We start from the raw sequence: 18,093 nt of genomic DNA, 5'->3' as shown, positions 1-18,093 counted from the left end.
GCCCGGCAGGTTCCCACTCCTGCCAGCTGGCTACCTCCTCAGAGGCCAGGCTGTAGCAAGCGAAGCTGGCGTGCTCATCTCCCCTATAAAGATGAGTACCGGCCGCTTGCAAGCCAGAGCAATGCCACCCGTGACGGGCAGCCCCGCGGTGCCGAATGCACCGCCGGGGGTTAGAAGGTGAGGCGCTGGGTTTTGCCGTTGGCCCAAGTCAGCACGGCGCTGTTGTCGGGAGCCGAGTAGGCCACCTTCCGGACCGGCAGCAGCTCGGCGTCTTTCCAGGGCTGCCCCGATTTCTTCCAGAGCATAAGCGTGGCGTAGATGCTTGGCTGGGTTTGCGGGGCTAGGGTTCCGGCCACGTTCAGGACGGTGCTGCGGGGCTTGACGGGGTGTAGGCCAGTCGCGTCCACGACTTCGGGTGCGGCCCAGCCGCTCAAGGGCACCAGGGCCAGTTGGTAGATGCCGTTGTCGATGAGCTGCACCGGCACGCCCTTCACCGTGCGCGTTTGCCGCCGAATGGTTCCCGTGAGGTTGGGCAAAGCGTAGTGGCCTAGGCGCATGGGGGCCCCTTCCGAGCCACTGCTTTTATCGACGCGCAGGATGCCGTTGGGCAGTGGCACGTCGGCCAGGCTCAGGCGGATGTTCTTATTCGATTCCAGCTCGGCCTCCCGGTAGTACACGCCATCCTCAAACTTTTTGAAGGTGAACAGGCGCAGCGGTTCCCACTGGTGGTCTTTGTTTCTGAACACGTAATTCATGGCCACCTCCCCGTTGGGGCCGTCGGCCTGCCAGGGGAAAGCACTGTTGTAGCTGAGGCGGTTGTAGTTCTCGTTGCCCCGGTACGGGTCGGTGATGCTGCGGTTGGCGGCCGTGCGAATCTCAGCCGCTCCCACATTCGGGTAATCTGTGACCAGAATGTTGGGGCCCGGTTCAAACTTGTTGAACACGGTGCCCGGTGCCAGCTCCTTCCCCCAGGGCCCCTCGTTTTCGGTGGCCGTCCAGAAGGGGCTGTCGGCGGGCACCAATAGGCCTAGGAACGCTTTGCTCATCCAGTACACGCTGCCCCGGCAACTGTAGGCCTGGATAGCTGGCTCGAAAGCGCCATAAAAGCCCAGGGTAGGCACGTTGTCCTGCAAGAAGTCGGGGTTCTGCAGAAACTGCAGGATGGCGCCCGAGGCAATACGCCGCATCCAGCCGAAGTTAGTTCCGGCCTCGGGCTGCAGGCCCATTAGCGGGAACGGCACCACTGCCCCAAAGCGGTATGTGATGCTGCGGCCCCACATAATCATGCTGCCGTCGCGCCCGAACATATATGGGTAGCTGTCTTTGAGGGGCGCAAAGTTGGCGGTCAGCTGCTGGGCCACTTGGGGGTAGTGCGTCCGCCCGTAGTACTCCGACCACAGCCGGCCGTACATCTGGAAGGCCCACATGCTGTAGTAGTCGAAGGCCGGGGCGTCGTCGTACCAGCCCTCGCCGCGGTAGTGAGTCAGCTGCTTCTGCAGGTATTCTTCCAGCAGCTTCTCGTTCACTTGGTAGCCGCGGCTTTTGTAAAAGCTCAGAATGAAGATGTTGAAGTAGCGCCAGTTCTGGGGCACGGTAGGCCCGTCGCCGTAGCTGAGCATGGTGGCGGCCAGGGCCTCCTTGGTAGCCTTGGGCAACGGGTCCCACAGGATTTCGGGCGCCGCAAACAGCGCCACCGACAGCCCTCCAAACTCCACCAGGTTTTGGCTAGGCCCCCCGTTGGGGGCGCGGGGCGGAATGTACGTGTCGCTCTGCGGATCAACAAGGCGAGCCAGCTGGTGGCGGTAATAGTCGCCCACCTTTATGCCGTTCAGCGTCAGGCCGGGGTCCTCCTTCAATAGGGGTGCGGCCATAAACAAGGTGCGGCAAAGCCCTTCCAGCTTTTCGGTGGGCACCTGGCCCTCGTTGCGGGGGTAGCTCTTGCCCGGCTGCTTCGGAAACTGCATGGGGTCGGAGAGCTGGTGCACGTAGCTGAAGGCTCCGCTCAGCAGATAGCGGGCAGCATCCTGCCAGTGCTGGCGCGTCATGCCGGTGAACGGGCTGAGCTGTCGGTTGGGCTGCTCTACCACAAACGGGGGAAGCTTGGCAGCAGGCGCTTGTACCGAGGTAGTGAATGCCGGCACGGGTACCGCGCTCTGGGCCGACGCGGCCACCGTGCAGCCCAGCCACAGGCCTAGGCCTAGTAGCAACTGCCGCCCCGCCGGGTGGCACCTGCGCAGCGGCGGCTGGGATAACTGCACTGGCGCTAGGCCAGGTAAAATGGGTGGGTTAGAACAGGACATGTGGGAAAGGTTGGGGCCGTGCTTGGTGGGTGGGAGCACCAGGCGCGGCCAGGGCAGCTAAGGGGTGGGGACAGTTTTGCGCCGCGGCTGGTCAAACACGCTCAGGTCCCAGCGGTCGGCCCATTGCAGGCGGGGCTGGTCGCCTTCGAAGGACAACGGCAGCCAGATATAGCCGCCATCGATGGGGTTCTTGGGCGTCCAGCGGTCGGCCATAAAAATGAAGGCGTCTTTTTTACCTGCCACCGGCAGAATATAGGTACTCTGCGAGTGGTAGGTGGAGTCGGCATCGGGCCCGATGGCGGGGTTTTCGAGCTGCCGCCACGGCCCCCAAATGGAGGAAGCCACAAAGGAGCGAGCGGCGTTGGGGGCCCAGCCGGTGCAGCCCGAGGTAATGAGGTAGTACTTGCCCTGGCGCTTACAGATGGCCGGGGCCTCGTTGTGGCCCGCGGGTGCAATGGTGTTCCAACGGCCTGTAAAGCCCTGATAGTCGTCGGTCAACTCGGCCACATGCAGGGTCAGGTTGTCTTCAGAGGAATGAATATGGTAGGCCTTGCCATTGTCATCCACAAACACGGTCATGTCGCGGGCCATCTGTCCCGGCTGCAAGTCGCGCCGAATAAACAAGCCTTGGGCCACAGCCGTGCGCCATTCCGGCGTCCACCATTTCAGGCTGGCCTCATTGGGTGCGGGCTGTTTCCAGGCTTCCTGAAAGCCGGTAGGCCACTGCCCCGCTCCCGGCCGGTAAGAGCGCACGTAGGTAAAGGGCCCGGTAGGCTTCTTGCTCACGGCCACGGCAGTACGGGCAGCATTGTACCCTTTGCCCTTTAGCTCCAGGTGAAACCACATCACGTACTGGCCGGTCTTAGGGTTGAAAACCACTTTGGGCCGCTCAATGATGGCACCTTTCTCAATTTCTGATCCCGAGCCTTCGGCTGCCACCGCCAGGGCAATGCCTTCATCCTGCCAATTATAGAGGTCGGTGGAAGAGTAGCAATGCACCCCTACCTGGGCGCTGTTACCCTTCGGACCCGCAATTTTGTGCTCCCCAAACAGGTAGTAGCGGCCTTTATCATACAGGATGCCCGCCCCATGAGCGTTCAGGTGAGTACCGTGGTTGTCGGGCCACACGGCGCCGGGCTGAAAGCTGGTGCGCTTCTGCGCCGGCGCCGTGCCGGCCAGGGCTAGTAGAGCGCCAAGGAGCAGGATCTTTTTCATGGGCAATGAGCGGCTGGGATGGGTATAACCAGCCTTATCTTAGGGCTTCAGCTCGTTGAGCAAGGAGTGGTTAAGCGTGGTGAGCGTAGCTTGCTCGGGCTTGAGCAGTTCCAGCACGGTGATGTCGTTGCTACCCTTTTTCAGCCATTCGGCGGGCACGTACAGGGTTTGTTGAGGACCAATGGACCAGTACCGGCCCAGGTTGTGGCCATTCACCCACACGCTGCCCTTGCCCCAGGCACGCATATCGAGGTAGGTATCGGCGGGGGTATTTAGGGTGAAGGAAGCTGAGCGCAGCACTGGGCCACCGGCTGCAACCGGGGCTGCCCCCGTTGCTTTGGCTACCACGGGGGCTTGCTCAAACGGCAGGCCGTACATGCGCCAGTTCTTCACTTCTTTGCCCCCCAAGCGCACACTATGGGTAATACCCTTGGTGTTTTGCAGCAGGTACTCCCCAAAGTTTACGCGGCCCATATTTTCCACCAGAATATCAAGCTGCACCGGCCCCGTGGGCAAGGTCAGGCGCAGGCTGTCCTGCTTAAGGCGTCGGTCTAGCGTACCTACCCGCTGCCCATTCACCATAACCACGGCGTAGTCGCGCAGATCGGTGAGCTTCAGCGTTTGGGTGCTTCCGCCGGGTACCGTAGCACGGTAGAGCACGAAGCCGTAGGCCTGTTTCAGGGCCTCGAAGGTGAGCGGAGTAGCATTGGCCACGGGTGCGGGCAGACGGTCGAGCAGGCGGGCCGTGCGCGTGAGCTGGAGCGGGGGCAGCACTGCCGCCGGGCGCGCGGCGGGCACCGCGGGCAGGGGTTGCCCGGCCGGCCGGTACTTGGCAATTACTTCCCTAAAGGCCATGAACTTAGGCGTGGCATTGCCGGCTTCGTCCAGTGGCGCGTCGTAGTCGTAGCTGCTGACCTGGGGCTCGTAGTGCGAGGTATCGCCCTTGTAGTTGGCCCCGTTCATGAAGCCCCGGGTGCTGCCCCCATGAAACATGTACATGTTGATGGACAGGCCAGCTTTCAGCACCGAGTCGAGGCGGGCCGTGTACTGCGCGGCGGGTACAGTGTGGTGAGGTGCTCCCCACCAATCAAACCAGGCCGGGTACCACTCGGCAATGTAAAAGGGGCCCTGCCCGTTATGGTGGGTGCGCACAATTTGCTTGACCTGCTGGGGATTATCTAGGCCATTGACGGCGGGCAGCAGGCCAGGCAGGTAGCCGGCGGCCACGTCGCGGGCGGGGTCGCAGGTATACAGCAGCCCATCGAACCCGGCCTGCTCAAATAGCTGCTTGTTCAGGGTTAGGTACTGCTTGTCGTTGCCGTATGAGCCGTATTCATTTTCCACCTGCACCATCAGAACCGGTCCGCCGTGGTTTACCTGCAGCGGGGCCAGTTGTTTGCCCACGGCCTGAATGTAACGCTGGTAAGCGGCTACGTACTGAGGTTCCTGGCTGCGCACCTTCAGGCCGGGCACATTCTGGAGCCAGTACGGATACCCCCCAAATTCCCACTCGGCGCACACGTAAGGGCTGGGTCGCAAAATCACCCACAAGCCCTCCTCCTGCGCCATCTTCACGAAGGCGGCCACATCATGGTTGCCGCTGAAATCGTACTTACCGGGCTGAGGCTCGTGCGCGTTCCAAAACACATAGGTGCCGATGGTATTCAGCCCCATGGCCTTGGCCATTTTCAGGCGGGCACGCCAAGCTTCGCGCGGAATGCGCGGGTAGTGCAGTTCCCCCGATATCATCTGAAACGGCTTGCCATCGAGCAGGAATTGGGTAGGCCCCAACGCAAAGGTGTGCGTCGCCGGACGGCCTGGCTCCGTCGCCCGCGCTAGGCCACCGCCCAGGCATAGCAACGTCAGCAGCCACCACTTAGAATACTTACTGTTTATCATACGTGCAGCACTTCTCTGTGAAGTATCGGATAGGAGCGTTTGCGTGATAGGCCTAGGCCAGTGGTGGGTATTCTATCAGGTCAACAGTCGGTACCCAACTGGTTCCTCGGCGCCTGTTGGGCTCCACACCGCGCCGGTAAGGTTTCTATCAGCAGGCAAGGCAAAGCTATCCTTTCGGGGGCTCGGGCACGAGGGTTGTTTTCGCTAAGAAAGCGGGGGAAATCGACCAGGCACCACCGAAAGTGCGTAGCGTCGCTGGGGGCACTAGCTGCTCCACCTTGTGGTTGTCCTTGATATCCAATTGCTTGCCATCCGCACGAACACCTACTACTCCACTCCATCCTGTAGACACGCGTAGCACGGCTAGGCCACTTCGCGCCTAGTGGCCGGGAGAGCTTCGAGTGGACCAGCGAACTTTCCTCTTGAGCGGAACAACTAGGTGTGCCCTCCTTGCGCGGCGCTGAGCAGCGCATACTCTCTGGTTATAGTGACCAAATTCAGCTGATGTTTCTGGTGACGTTATTTGGTGAAAACCTACAACTGCCCGGCTTTATTGGCGAGGTTTCACACAATCGATTATCTTAGATTTTATCAGGTCTGAGTCCTACCTTTTCTAGATCGGGGTAGCCTCATCCGCCTGTTTGCTCCCACCCTTTCATCCTGTCTCGCGTGCCGGCACTCTCCCACCTCTCCCAGGCCCTTTTGCTGCTCGCGCTGTGGTTGCCCCAGCTAGCCTGGGCCCAGCGTACCACGCCCAACGACTTCCGCTTTGAGCACCTGACCGTCGACCAGGGTCTTTCCCACAGTGACGCTATGGCCGTGGCCCAAGACCAAGCGGGCTTCATCTGGGTGGGCACCAACCGGGGCCTCGACCGCTACGATGGGTACGGACTAAAGCAGTACTGGCTGCCCGTAAACTCCCGCAATGGCATTTCCGCCAACCGTATTTCCGTGCTGCACGTGGCTCCCACAGGGCGCTTGTGGGTGGGCACGGAGCGGGCCGGCCTGAGCATCTACGATGCCGCCGAAGACCGGCTGCTGAACTTTGACGAGTACCAGGTGCCCGAGCGGTTTCGGCCGTTGATGCGCAACCTAGCGCAGCTCAGCGTAACGGCGCTTACCTCCGACCGGACCGGTCGGCTGTGGGTGGGTACCTCCCGCCAAGGTGTGTTCGTGCTTAGCTTCAATCAGCAGGGGCAGGTAGCCAGTCTGCGCCAGGTGCTGCCCCCACATAATGCCCAGGCTGCAAGCCTTCGGGTTACCAGCCTGGCAGCCGACCCCGAGGGCAAGGTGTGGGTGGGCACCTACAACCGGGGCCTGTGGGTGGTCAGGCCCGAGAGCCCGGCGCTGGCGCTGGAGCCTACCGCGTTGACCGATATTGTGCGGGTGCTTTCCCTGGACCGCCGTGGCGACCTATGGATTGGGACCGACCAGCAGGTATTTTGGGTGAGTGGAGCCAACCGCCGCACAGTCCGCAACCTTACGGCTCATCCCCAGCCCCAAACCTACCCGCAGCTACAATCCGTGCTGCTGGATTCGTTTGGTCGTTTGTGGGTAGGCACCATTTACGGCTTGTATGTGTGGGAGGCCGGGGCTGTAACGGGCACGAGCACCCCGCTGCGCGAGGGCAAGCCTACCCTGCTGCTGCCACAGGACGGCGAGCGGTCCAGCATCAACTCGGAGCGAATCCATCAGCTGTTCGAAGACCGCAACCAGATTCTGTGGCTGTGCGCCTCGGCTGGCGGCCTCAACAAAGTAGACTTGCGGCAGAAGCCCTTCGGCCGGCTGCGCCAGCAGCTAGCGGGCCAGGCAGCCTTGGCCAACAACTACGTAAACACCGTGTTTAAGGAGGAGAGCCGCAACGTTCTCTGGTATGGCACCCGCAACGGCGTAGCGGCCTACGATCTTACTCACGAAACCTACCGCAACTATCTCAACCATGAAACGAGCAGCACGACCCGCGGAGTAGACGTGGCCACTATTTTCCAGAGCAGCAACGGTACGCTGTGGTTTGGCACCCGCGGGTACGGCCTGAAAAGCCTCTCGCGGCGGGGTGGCCGCGAATCACTGGCGACCTACGATCAGCTGCCGAACAAGCTGCGCCTCAGCGACACCGGCATCGAGAGTATTACCGAGGACCGCTACGGTACGCTCTGGGTGGCAACCTTCACGGCCGGTCTCGTTCACCTAAGCCAGGAGGGAAAGTTTCTGGGTGCCTACCAGGTCGGAGACCAAGGCTTGCCTACTAGCAACTTCACTTATTTGCTCTATGACCCGCGTACCGACGTGCTCTGGGCTAGCACGACCGATGCGGGTCTGCTAAAACTGCGCGTTACTGACAGCTCGCTGCAACTGCTGCGGCAGTTTAAGTACACGCCGGGCAACCAGGGCAGCCTAGCCGTGAACTACGTGTGGCCCTTGCTGCTCGATCGGCAGGGCACGCTCTGGATTGGCACCATTGGGGGCGGTCTGCATAGGCTGACCTCAGATGGCCAGGGCCATGAGCGGGTTGAGCGCTACCGCCAGTGGCTGCCCGAAAGCGACGTGGAAAGCCTGCTAGCCGACGACGAAGGTCACCTCTGGATTGGTGGCACGGGCCTCTACCGCTTCACGCCTGCTACCCGCCAACACCTGCGCTACGATGTGGCCGACGGGCTGCAGAGCAATGCCTTTAAGATTGGGGCGGCGGCCCGCGCCCAGGATGGCACCCTGTACTTCGGCGGCATCAATGGCATTAGCTACTTCCAGCCCCATGCCATTCAGCCCAACCCCTACCCGCCCGTGGTACAGATTACTGGCCTACGCCTGGCCAACCAGCCGGTAGCGGTGGGCAAGGAGCTGAATGGGCGGGTAGTCCTCAAACGCCCCCTGTCTCAGCCCCAAACCGTTACCATTAAGGCATCGGAAAATGATTTCTCGGTGGAGTTTGTGGGCCTCAACTACGCCAACCCCCAGAAAAACCGCTACGCCTACCGCCTGGTGGGCTACAACCAACACTGGGTGTACCCCGCCCCCGGCCAGCGCACCGCTTCCTTTACCAACCTGCCTGCGGGCCAATACACCTTCGAGGTGAAGGCCAGCAACGGGGAAGGCGTGTGGTCGAAGAAGGTGGCGACCATGCAGTTTGATGTGCGGGCACCCTGGTACAAAACCTGGTGGGCCTACCTGCTCTACGGCACCGTGGCGCTCGGGGCCATTGCGCTGTACCGCCGCATGGAAATGGCCCAGCAGGCCCTAAAAAACCGGTTGGTGCTAGAGCAATTCCAGGCTGAAAAGGAAAAGGAGCTGACGGATTTAAAGCTGGGCTTCTTCACCAACGTCTCGCATGAGCTGCGCACTCCCCTCACCCTGATTCTGGGGCCCATGGAAGAAATTCTGAGCAGCCCCGGGCCAGTCACTGAGCTGCGCGCCAAGGTTCAGCGCATGGAAAAACAGGCCCGCAAGCTGCTGAACTTGGTAAACGAGCTTCTCGATTTCCGCAAGGTTGAAACTGGCCACGTGCCGCTGCTGGCAGGCCTGCACGATGCCCGGCGCTTCCTGGCGGAAGTGTACACCACTTTCCAGCTTAAAGCGCAGGAGCGGGCCGTGACGTATGTGCTGGATGTGCCGCAGGAGCCCGTCAACCTGTATTTCGACCAGAGCAAGCTAGAAATCATCCTGACCAACCTGCTCGCCAATGCCTTTAAGTACACCCGCAACAAGGGCCGGGTAGAGCTTTCCGCCACTATCATTGGCAACGCGGAGGCAGAGGCCGTGTACAATGAAGGCCAGTTGGCTGGCAACTACCTGAAAATTACAGTAACGGACACGGGCGTGGGCATCAAGCCCCAGGAGCTAGACCATGTCTTCGATCCATATTACCAGGCCTCGCACACCAACACGCTGCGCATGACGGGCACGGGAATTGGCTTGTCGTTGGCGAAGCAGTTTGCGGAGCGCCACGGTGGTACCCTCAGCGTGGCCAGCGCCGTGGGTCGGGGCACCAGCTTTGAGCTGCGCCTGCCGTTTGGCAGCCGGCACCTACGCCCCGAGGACATTCAGTCTTCCGACGCCCCCGCCCCGCTCCTAGACGAAGAACCCCTATTGCTGCCGCAGCTTGAGGCCGAGGCCTCACTGCCCGACACGCCCCCAGGGCTTACGGGGCCGCCTCGCCTGCTGATTGTGGAAGACAACCAGGAGGTATGCCAGTACTTGCAGCAGTTGTTTGCTCCCGAGTACGACGTGCTAACCGCCGACGATGGGCTTGAAGGCTGGGAGAAAGCCCTGGCCCAACTGCCCGACCTGATTGTGAGCGACGTGATGATGCCGCGCAGCGACGGCCTTGAGCTTTGCCAGAAGCTGAAACAGCACCCCAAAACGGCGCATATTCCGGTGCTGCTGCTCACGGCCCGCACCGCCGAAACCCAGCAGCTAGAGGGCTTGGGCATGGGCGCCGACGACTACATGAGCAAGCCATTTACGCCCGCCTTGCTCCAGGCCAAAGCCGCGGCCCTGCTCCGCAACCGTCGCAAGCTCCATGAGTATTACCAACGCCAGATTTTGCTGGAGCCCACAGAAATAGTAGTGGCCGACGCCGACCGCGAGTTTCTGGAAAATGCCATGAGTGTGGTGGAGAAAAACCTCGATAACCCCGACTTTAGCGTGCAAATGCTGGTGCGCGAAGTGGGAATGAGCCAATCCGTGTTCTACCGTCGCATCAAAGGCATTACTGGCCAGACGGCGGTTGAGTTTATTCGGGATGTGCGCATGAAGCGAGCCGCGCAACTGTTGGCCCAGACCACCATGCGCGTTTCGGAAGTGGCGTTTCAGGTGGGCGTGGAAGATGCCAAATACTTCCGCAAAACCTTCCAGAAAATTTTTGGTGTCGCCCCCTCAGAGTACGCCAAGCAGCACCGGCGAAGCCGGGAAGTAGCCTCTTCCGAGAGCTAGGCCACTCGCAAGCGGCCATTATTTATAGGTAGGGCTGCTTCTGCCCTCTACCCACTGGCCTAGCGTACCGGCCGAATCATGCCCCCTTATTCTGCTAATATAGCCCCGGCCATTCCGGCGGCGGCGTGGTAGTATTGCAGCCTCAGTGGCCCTGGTCGCGCCAGGCGGCTGCCGGGTTATAACACTGAATGGCCTTTTGAGCTACTACGCATGCAACGACGCTCCTTTGTGGCCCGGGCGGCCGCCGCGCTATCTTCCTTGGCCCTGCCCACCTGGGCCGGGAACCCCTCTGCCCCAGCAGTGCCCGCTAAAACCAATGAGCGCGAGTATTGGCTTAGTACACTATTGAAGATTGCGGAGCCCGTGCTACAAGCCGCCGCGCGCGGGCAGCTGAAAGCCACCATGCCCGTGGAGGCCGCCCCTGGTCAGCAAAACGGCCGGCGCGCCGTCACCCACCTTGAGGCCCTAGGGCGCACCCTGGCAGGCCTAGCTCCTTGGCTGGAGCTAACCGAGGTGCCCGCCTCCGAGCAAGCCCGGCAGCAGCGCGTGGCCGAGCTTGCCCGCCAGGCCATAGCTCAGGGAGTCAATCCGCAGTCCGCTGATTTCCTCAATTTCACTCAGGGCGGGCAGCCTGTAGTTGATGCCGCCTTTCTGGCTCACGCCCTGCTGCGGGCCCCTACTCAGCTTTGGGGTAAGCTTCCGCCGGTCACCCAACAGCAGTTGGTAGTGGCCCTGGTGAGTACCCGCGTCATCAAGCCGGTGTATAGCAACTGGCTGCTGTTTAGTGGCATTATTGAAGCGGCCCTGCTCAAGTTTACCGGCAGCGGCGACCTGATGCGCCTAGACTATGCCATTAAGGAGCACCTGACCTGGTACAAAGGAGACGGCACCTACGGTGACGGCCCCGACTTTCACTGGGACTACTACAACAGCTACGTAATTCAGCCTATGCTGCTGGATGTGGTGAGCACGCTGGTGGCGGCGGGCAAGGAAAGCCCCGAGCTGCTGGAGAAGCTGCGGGCCCGAGCCCGGCGCTACGCCATGGTGCAGGAGCGTCTGATTGGGCCCGATGGTTCGTTTGCGGCTTTCGGCCGCTCCCTGGCCTACCGTTGCGGGGCATTTCAGCACCTGGCCCAAGTAGCCCTGCAGCAGCAACTTCCGCCAGAGCTGCCGGCGGGGCAGGCGCGCAGTGCCCTGACGGCCGTAATCCGCCGGACTCTGGAGCCCAAAGGCACTTTCGATGCGCAGGGCTGGCTGCAAATTGGCTTGTGCGGCCACCAGCCAGGCATCGGCGAAACCTACATTTCCACGGGCAGCCTCTACCTCTGCACCACGGCATTTCTTCCGCTAGGCCTGCCCGCCACGGCCGCCTTCTGGGCCAGCCCCTCCCAGGAGTGGACGGCCCGCCGAATTTGGTCGGGCCAAGACGTTAAACCCGACCACGCCCTTTAACTTATGAGCGGCGCTGGCCTTTCAGTGCGCTGCGTTGCCGTATTTTCCTTGTCTGCTATGAGCTTATTTCGATTTCTAGCCCTGGGGGCACCCGTTGCCGGGCTTCTTACGGGAGGTACCCCCACCATGCCCGCCCCCACCAAAACGGGCGCAACCATTACCGTGCGCAATACCCTGAACCTAGCCCGTACCGCCGAAACCGTTAGTCTGCCGGTTAGCCGGGTGCGGCAAGTGGCGGGGGCAGGTGGCCTAGGCCAGGTAGTAGTGCGGGATGGCCAGACGGGCGCTCCGCTGGTAAGCCAGTGGCTGGACAGCAATGCGGATGGGCAGCCCGATGAGCTTCTGTTTCAGACTGACATGCCCGCCCGGGGGCAAAAGCAGTTTACCCTGGAGCCGGGGCAACCCGGCCCGGCGCCCACCGACCGCACAACGTTTGCGCGCTTCGTGCCCGAACGCACCGATGACTTTGCCTGGGAAAATGACCGGGTGGCCTTTCGCACCTACGGCCCCGTGGCCCAACAACTAGCCGAAGCAAAAGACCCCAGCGGTACGCTCACCAGCGGCATGGACTGCTGGCTGAAGCGCGTACCTTACCCCATTATAGACAAGTGGTATGGGCGCCACGTGCACGAGAAACCCTTTGCCTACCACACCGACACGGGAGAAGGCTACGACCCTTACCACGTGGGTGGCAGCCGGGGTACGGGTGGCAGCGGCATCCTCGATAACGGGCAGCTTTACGTCTCTAAAAACTTTACTAGCTACAAGATTCTAGCCACCGGCCCCATCCGCACTTTGTTCGAGCTGACCTACGCTCCCTGGCAAGCTAATGGCCGCACCGTCACGGAGACCAAGCGTATTTCCCTCGACCTGGGCAGTAACCTAACTCGCTTTGAAGAGCACATCCGGGCTACTCCGGCGCTGCCAAACTGCACCATTGGCCTAACCCTGCACGAGCAGCAAGGCGAGGTACGAGCCAACCAGCAGGCGGGATGGTTTCGCTACTGGGAAAAGATAGACGACTCTTACCTGGGCACGGCCGTGGTGGTGGAACCCCGCTATATCCGGGACTATCAAGACCACCGCACAACCCAAAAAGACCAAAGCCAACTCTACGTTGTAACCAAACCCACGCAGGATGTTGTAGTGTTTTACGCAGGCTTTGGCTGGCAGAAAAGCGGGCAGTTCGCCTCAGCCGCTGCCTGGGATACGTACCTCGGTGAGTTTGCCCAGCGCTTGGCCGCCCCCCTGGAAGTCCGCTGGAAATAGCTCCCTTTTCTTAATGCCCCTGATTCCGGCCTGCATACCAACTACCAAGCTCCTAGGCCAGTACTAATTACTGGCCTAGCGGACCCGCCGACAATCAGCCGGCCAGCCATTTTCGCAGCTCGGGCGTTCGATGGCTGCTGCTTATGAGCGGCGTTTCGGGCAGGCCGCGCAGGTAGAGGGCCAGCGTATCGTTGAAATAAGGCTCCAGCCGCTCAATTGCCGATAGTGCCACCAGCTCGCTGCGGTTGAGCCGAAAAAACGCCGCGGGGTCCAGGCTGGCTTCTAGTTGAGCCATGGTTTCGGACAAGGGATAGGCGCGGCCCGCGCGGTCGAGGGCGTAGGCCACCCCATTGCGCAGCTGCAGGTACGCCACATCCGCCACATCAAGCAGGTACAGGCCCTGGCGCGACTTGCTCAGGAGCCGTTGTTTGTAGCGCGGCGCGGGCGCAGCAATGGGCACGGCGGCAGTCAGCTGCTGCAAGGCAGCCCCCTGCAGCGTTTGGCGCAGCCGGTCGTACTTCTGCAGGGCGGCCGCAAACTGCGCGTATTGCACGGGTTTCAGCACGTAGCCAATACCATTTTGCTCAAACGCTTGCACGAGGTATTGGTCGTAGGCCGTCACAAAAATCACGGGGCTGCTTACTGGCACCTGCTCAAACAGACGGAACACGTTGCCATCCAGCAGCTCAATGTCGGACAGAATCAGGTCGGGGGCCGGATGAGTGCGCAGAAAGTCTACGGCTTCGGCCACCAGTTGGCATTCGCCCACAATGGTGGCTGCCGGGTAGTAAGTGAGGGCAAACCGGCGCAGCAGATCAAGCGCGGGTTCTTCATCTTCAAGCAACAATAGGCGCATGAGCTGGGGAGCTAAGGGCTGGGGTAAGCGGCAGCGTTACGGCAAAGTACTCGGGGGTTTCCTCAATGCGCACGGGGGCATCGGCCAGCAGGGCCAGCCGGCTGCGTACCCCTTGTAGCCCACTGCCCTCCCCGGTGGCTGCCGTTGGGCGAGGCCGCCGCCCATTGTGCACAGTTAGTGAGGTGGGCGTCACGAGTATCCGCACGCGCAGGGGGTTGGCACGGCTGGCCAGGTTGTGCTTCACGGCATTGGTCAGTAGCTCCTGCAGCACACCGGGTGGCACCACGCGGGTGCGCAGCTCTTGCTCACTGGCCTGCACATCCTGGATGAATTCGTAGGCCACGCCAAAGCGCCTGATCAGCAGAAACTGGTAGTCTTGAGCAAAGGCTAGCTCCTCTGCCACGGGCACTGCTTCGTGCTGCCGGGTGCGCACCAGGTACCGGTACAGGCTGGCCAGGTGGGCCAGGTAGTCTTGAGCGGGTTGGTTTTCGGGCTCAATTAGTGCCGCCAGAATGTTGAGATTGTTGAACAGAAAATGCGGATCAACGTGCTGTTGCAAGGCCAGCAGCTGGGCACGACTCGCGGCTTTTTCAGCCCGCTCCAGGGCCAGCCGGACCTGACTGGCGTGCTGCTGATACAGGAAGGGCAAGTATACGCTGCCCACCAGCAAGTACAGAAACAGCGCCGATGACAGCCCACGCACCACCCCATACCAGCTGTCGTAGTCGCCGCGGCTGATGTGGGTAAGCACCAGCACTCCTTGCAGCAGTTGCAATAGGCCTACGAAGAGCAGCGCCCCGCGCCACAGCAAGGTGAAGTAGTAACCCGCCCGCCCGCTGGCCTGTCCGCGCCGGGTGGCCCGTAGGTGCAGGTTATCAAGCAAGTATATCACCAGCAACGACTCCAGAAATAACCAGAATGGCGCATCCGGGAACAGGTAGAATTCCTCGGGCCGCACGGCCATGGTCAGGCGAGTGTACACGGCCAGCAACAGGGCGAGGACAAAAACAAACAAGTAAAACCAGGGCTGTTTACGCATTGTTGACCGCAAGATAGGCGACGCCGCTTCGGCAGTCTGGCCTAGAGCCCGCCCTGTTTAATGGGCTGCCCCTTCTCATCGAGGAAGCGGAGCACGGGCTGGTTGTTTTTGTCCACGCCGATGGTCAGGCGGGTGCGGCCCTGGCTGTCTTTGAAATCTAGGGTCGATTGTTCCGTATTGGCTACCAGCATTACCCGGGTTTCGCCCCGTTGGTCGGCCATAATCATGGCCGAGGAGCGCCCTACGGTGGTTCCCACGTACAGCCGGGTTTGCAAGCCCAGCTTACCGGCTTTTTGGGCTTGCTGCTTTTCCTCGGGGGTTGCGGCTTTATACTTCTCCTCAACGGCCGTCATTGATTCATCGGGGGCATCGTTGAACGTAAGGCCCGCCCGGTAGCCGCTGCCCTGCTCCTGGTAATTGAGCGCAATGACTTGGTCTTGCCCAAACCGATCAAGCGAGAAATGTCCGCCGGCCATCACCTTGCCATCTTTGTCACGGTTGCCATCAAAAATCAGCCCGCCGCACTCCTCACCTTTCGCGTTGTAAAAGAGCATGCCTGGGTGCGTACGCTTGAAGTCAATGTGCTTACCATCTACGGTTACACCCTGTGGAAAGCGCTCTTGGTTAGCCATAATCATCTTCACGGTCCCGTCGCGCTCCACCAGGTTCAAGCGCTCCACCGATACCTCTTTAAAGTGCACTGGTTTATCGGGCTGGCCCGCTGAGGCTAGCAGCAAGGCTGCCGGGAGCAAGGTGGCCGCCAAGGCGTAGGCTTTCAACAATTTTACGTCGCGGGTGAGTTTGTCAAGCGGAGTCATGGCCAAGGAGTTAGGTGGATGAATGACTCAAAAGTGCGCCGTTTACCAGCTGGCAACCTCCACTTTCTGCGTGAGTGCCGGAAAAATCAACTGAGTGCCGGAAAAGCGGTGATGAATACTCCCTGTGCAATGTGCCTACAGTACTTTAACCTTGCTCTTGGGCCTGCTCAGCTTCCGGGTTTGCCCATTGGCTACTGCTCCAAACAGCTATTTCAGCGCGACCTTCGTGCGCCGCCTGACAACCTTTTCTCCGGCCTGCTACTCCTTACCGCAGGTATCCATTCTCCCACATTATATGCGTAACGGCTCCTATTTACTACTTCTGCTATGTGTTTTATCGGCTCTCAACCTGCGGGCCCAAACCTTGCTGGTGAGCGGCACCGTGCTCGATGCTAAAACTACTGCACCCGTTCCGTTTGCGTCCGTGGGGGTTCCCAACGCGGCCCTGGGCACCGTGGCCGATGCGCTAGGCCACTTCCGGTTTACCCTTCCCGCGCCGCCGGCCGCGGGGCAGCAGCTTTTGATTTCCTGCGTGGGCTACGAAACCCTGGCCCGCCCGCTGGCCGAGTTTCTAGGCCACTCGCCCACCGTTCAGTTAGCACCGAGTACCGTTAGCCTCGCCGCCGTGACGGTGAGGCCGGGCAAGGTCAAGACCAAAACCTTCGGCCGCACCAGCAGCTCTACGCTCATGGGCGCTAGCCTCTACACCGAGCCTAACCTCACCGATGATGGGCTGGCCAAGGAGCAGGGCACCGTGATTCCGGTTGATGAAGAGTGCCTGCTGCAAGACTTCAACTTTCACGTGGCCTTCAACCGCTTCAAGTCGGTGAAGTTTCGGCTGAACCTCTACAGCGTGAAAGCCGGCCTGCCCGATCAGCCCCTGCTCACCCAGGACATTCGCTTCGATGTGACGCAGCCGCGGGGCTGGGTGAAGGTGGATCTGCGCCCCTACCACATTTTCCTGCAGGGCCACCGCGAAGTGGCCGCCACGCTACAGTGGCTGCAGAGCGAGGCCATCGAAGGCAACTACAAGGCCTTTGGCATTTCGGCGGTACCCCTGCCGGGCCACGGCGTGCTCACCCGTAACAAAAGCCAAGCCCAGTGGCGCGAAATCAAGCCCGGCTACCTCAGCTTCTACCTCACCGCTGACTCCTACCGCGGCGGCAAGCCCACCACTACGCCGGCCGCCGTAGCAGAAAACACCCTGCCCGACAGCCTGCGATACTTGCGCTACCTCTCGGCCACCCCGCCGGAGCTAACCAACCCGCAGCACTACGGCGAGAATGCTGCCGTAGGCCACTACGTAGCGGTGCAAGGAGGCAAGCTATATGTTGAGCGCTACGGAAAAGGCGAGCCCCTGCTCCTGCTGCACGGTAACAGCCAGTCAATAGCCGCCTTCCAGTTGCAGATTGGGCAGCTGGCCAAGCACTACGAGGTAATAGCCGTGGACACCCGCGGCCAAGGCAAAAGCCTGGACTTCACCACCGGCAACCTCACCTACGACCTGTTTGCCACCGATATCCGTCAGCTCCTCGACTCCCTGCACCTGCGCAAGGTACACATCGTGGGCTGGAGCGACGGAGGCAACACGGCCCTGAAGCTGGCCCTGCAGTACCCCACTTACATCAACCGGATAGTGCTGATGGGCGCCAACCTCTTCCCCACTGCCGAGGCCCTTGAGCCCGATTTCCTGCAGTTGTTGCAGCGGCAGTGGCGCGAAGCAGCCAAATCCCCGGAAGCCCAAGCCCGCCAGCCGACGCGCCTTTTACGCCTGCTGCTACAGGAGCCACACATGACGTTTGAGGAGCTGCACTCCATCACCGCACCCGTGCTGGTGATGGCCGGCCAACACGACGTTATTCGGGAGGCGCACACGCGGGCTATTGCCGAGCACCTTCCGAAAGCTCAGTTGATGATTTTAACCGGCGCTTCTCACTACGCCCCGCAGGAAGTGCCGCAGGTGTTCAACGAGGCCGTTCTGCGCTTTCTAGGCCAGCCCGGTTTACCCTTGGCGCACTAGCGTCACTTCGTCGCGGGTGAAGTCGATACGGCTTTTCTCCACGGTGCCCCGGCACACCACCACGCGGGGTGGCGCCAGCTTGCCCTTGCGGCCAGCTTCAATCTCCGCCTCGCCGGTTATGTCCAGCGTGGCCATAGGTTCCCCATTCAGCCGCAGCTCCCACGGGCCGGGCTTCACGGCGCCCGTGAAGTGGCCTACCAGAAAGGTTTCTTTCGGCGACATCTGAATAATGTCAAGGAGTTGAATAGTGGGTGATTCGGCCATGGGAAACGGTTGTGAATGCGGGCAGGTACGGC

Annotated in this window: 12 protein-coding genes; 4 read left to right on the top strand and 8 right to left on the bottom strand. The window is 61.1% G+C overall.

All coding sequences use genetic code 11. The features are described from left to right. Positions 1 to 170 precede the first annotated feature (170 nt). The 4 genes from EU556_RS21070 to EU556_RS21055 all read right to left on the bottom strand — a co-directional run bounded on the left by EU556_RS21070 (position 171) and on the right by EU556_RS21055 (position 5,766). On the bottom strand, positions 171 to 2,300 hold the full coding sequence (locus tag EU556_RS21070) for a DUF2264 domain-containing protein (RefSeq protein ID WP_135436130.1): 2,130 nt from the start codon (positions 2,298 to 2,300) through the stop codon (positions 171 to 173). Positions 2,301 to 2,357: 57 nt separating this feature from the next. Continuing rightward, positions 2,358 to 3,515 carry a glycoside hydrolase family 43 protein gene (locus EU556_RS21065; protein WP_135436129.1) on the bottom strand — a complete coding sequence of 386 codons (1,158 nt, stop codon included), beginning with the start codon at positions 3,513 to 3,515 and terminating at the stop codon, positions 2,358 to 2,360. Positions 3,516 to 3,554: 39 nt separating this feature from the next. After that, positions 3,555 to 5,414, bottom strand: coding sequence for a glycoside hydrolase family 35 protein (locus EU556_RS21060; protein ID WP_135436128.1), 1,860 nt, complete (start codon positions 5,412 to 5,414; stop codon positions 3,555 to 3,557). 166 nt (positions 5,415 to 5,580) lie between these two features. Continuing rightward, on the bottom strand, positions 5,581 to 5,766 hold the full coding sequence (locus tag EU556_RS21055; RefSeq protein ID WP_135436127.1) for a hypothetical protein: 186 nt from the start codon (positions 5,764 to 5,766) through the stop codon (positions 5,581 to 5,583). 317 nt (positions 5,767 to 6,083) lie between these two features. On the opposite strand from EU556_RS21055, the gene EU556_RS21050 reads away from it, so the two are divergent. From EU556_RS21050 to EU556_RS21040, 3 genes are all read left to right on the top strand, one after another. After that, positions 6,084 to 10,343: a hybrid sensor histidine kinase/response regulator transcription factor gene (locus EU556_RS21050; protein WP_135436126.1), complete on the top strand. Its 4,260-nt coding sequence runs from the start codon at positions 6,084 to 6,086 to the stop codon at positions 10,341 to 10,343. A 210-nt stretch (positions 10,344 to 10,553) separates the two neighbouring features. Continuing rightward, positions 10,554 to 11,795: a DUF2264 domain-containing protein gene (locus EU556_RS21045; protein WP_135436125.1), complete on the top strand. Its 1,242-nt coding sequence runs from the start codon at positions 10,554 to 10,556 to the stop codon at positions 11,793 to 11,795. Between the two features lie 57 nt (positions 11,796 to 11,852). Next, complete coding sequence (locus EU556_RS21040) at positions 11,853 to 13,064, top strand: DUF4861 domain-containing protein (protein WP_167855666.1); 1,212 nt, start codon at positions 11,853 to 11,855, stop codon at positions 13,062 to 13,064. 94 nt (positions 13,065 to 13,158) lie between these two features. Here the strand turns inward: EU556_RS21040 and EU556_RS21035 are convergent, their stop codons facing one another. Genes EU556_RS21035 through EU556_RS21025 form a run of 3 tightly spaced genes read right to left on the bottom strand, consistent with a single transcriptional unit; the run spans position 13,159 to position 15,777 of the window. After that, positions 13,159 to 13,920, bottom strand: coding sequence for a LytR/AlgR family response regulator transcription factor (locus EU556_RS21035; protein ID WP_135436123.1), 762 nt, complete (start codon positions 13,918 to 13,920; stop codon positions 13,159 to 13,161). After that, positions 13,901 to 14,959 (bottom strand): sensor histidine kinase, encoded by a 1,059-nt coding sequence (locus EU556_RS21030; protein ID WP_135436122.1) that lies wholly within the window; start codon positions 14,957 to 14,959, stop codon positions 13,901 to 13,903. The genes EU556_RS21035 and EU556_RS21030 overlap by 20 nt, the downstream gene beginning before the upstream one ends. Before the next feature lie 41 nt (positions 14,960 to 15,000). Then, on the bottom strand, positions 15,001 to 15,777 hold the full coding sequence (locus tag EU556_RS21025; RefSeq protein WP_135436121.1) for a hypothetical protein: 777 nt from the start codon (positions 15,775 to 15,777) through the stop codon (positions 15,001 to 15,003). A 295-nt stretch (positions 15,778 to 16,072) separates the two neighbouring features. Here EU556_RS21025 and EU556_RS21020 point away from each other — a divergent pair, with 295 nt between their 5' ends. Continuing rightward, positions 16,073 to 17,797 carry an alpha/beta fold hydrolase gene (locus EU556_RS21020; RefSeq protein ID WP_135436120.1) on the top strand — a complete coding sequence of 575 codons (1,725 nt, stop codon included), beginning with the start codon at positions 16,073 to 16,075 and terminating at the stop codon, positions 17,795 to 17,797. Here EU556_RS21020 and EU556_RS21015 read toward each other — a convergent pair. Continuing rightward, positions 17,780 to 18,061, bottom strand: a complete 282-nt coding sequence (locus EU556_RS21015; RefSeq protein WP_135436119.1) for a hypothetical protein — start codon at positions 18,059 to 18,061, stop codon at positions 17,780 to 17,782. The genes EU556_RS21020 and EU556_RS21015 overlap by 18 nt on opposite strands. Positions 18,062 to 18,093 lie beyond the last annotated feature (32 nt).

It is taken from the genome of Hymenobacter fodinae (assembly GCF_004745825.1).
Classification (GTDB): Bacteria; Bacteroidota; Bacteroidia; order Cytophagales; family Hymenobacteraceae; genus Hymenobacter; species Hymenobacter fodinae.
Note: the sequence above shows the minus strand (reverse complement) of the source record. Positions and strands in the feature narration are given on the sequence as shown.

Bases quoted from the DNA above. Each gene is read 5' to 3' on its own strand.
- EU556_RS21070 (WP_135436130.1), bottom strand. From the start codon at position 2,300: ATGTCCTGTTCTAACCCACCCATTTTACCTGGCCTAGCGCCAGTGCAG.
- EU556_RS21065 (WP_135436129.1), bottom strand. From the start codon at position 3,515: ATGAAAAAGATCCTGCTCCTTGGCGCTCTACTAGCCCTGGCCGGCACG.
- EU556_RS21060 (WP_135436128.1), bottom strand. From the start codon at position 5,414: ATGATAAACAGTAAGTATTCTAAGTGGTGGCTGCTGACGTTGCTATGC.
- EU556_RS21045 (WP_135436125.1), top strand. From the start codon at position 10,554: ATGCAACGACGCTCCTTTGTGGCCCGGGCGGCCGCCGCGCTATCTTCC.
- EU556_RS21040 (WP_167855666.1), top strand. From the start codon at position 11,853: ATGAGCTTATTTCGATTTCTAGCCCTGGGGGCACCCGTTGCCGGGCTT.
- EU556_RS21035 (WP_135436123.1), bottom strand. From the start codon at position 13,920: ATGCGCCTATTGTTGCTTGAAGATGAAGAACCCGCGCTTGATCTGCTG.
- EU556_RS21030 (WP_135436122.1), bottom strand. From the start codon at position 14,959: ATGCGTAAACAGCCCTGGTTTTACTTGTTTGTTTTTGTCCTCGCCCTG.
- EU556_RS21025 (WP_135436121.1), bottom strand. From the start codon at position 15,777: ATGACTCCGCTTGACAAACTCACCCGCGACGTAAAATTGTTGAAAGCC.
- EU556_RS21020 (WP_135436120.1), top strand. From the start codon at position 16,073: ATGCGTAACGGCTCCTATTTACTACTTCTGCTATGTGTTTTATCGGCT.
- EU556_RS21015 (WP_135436119.1), bottom strand. From the start codon at position 18,061: ATGGCCGAATCACCCACTATTCAACTCCTTGACATTATTCAGATGTCG.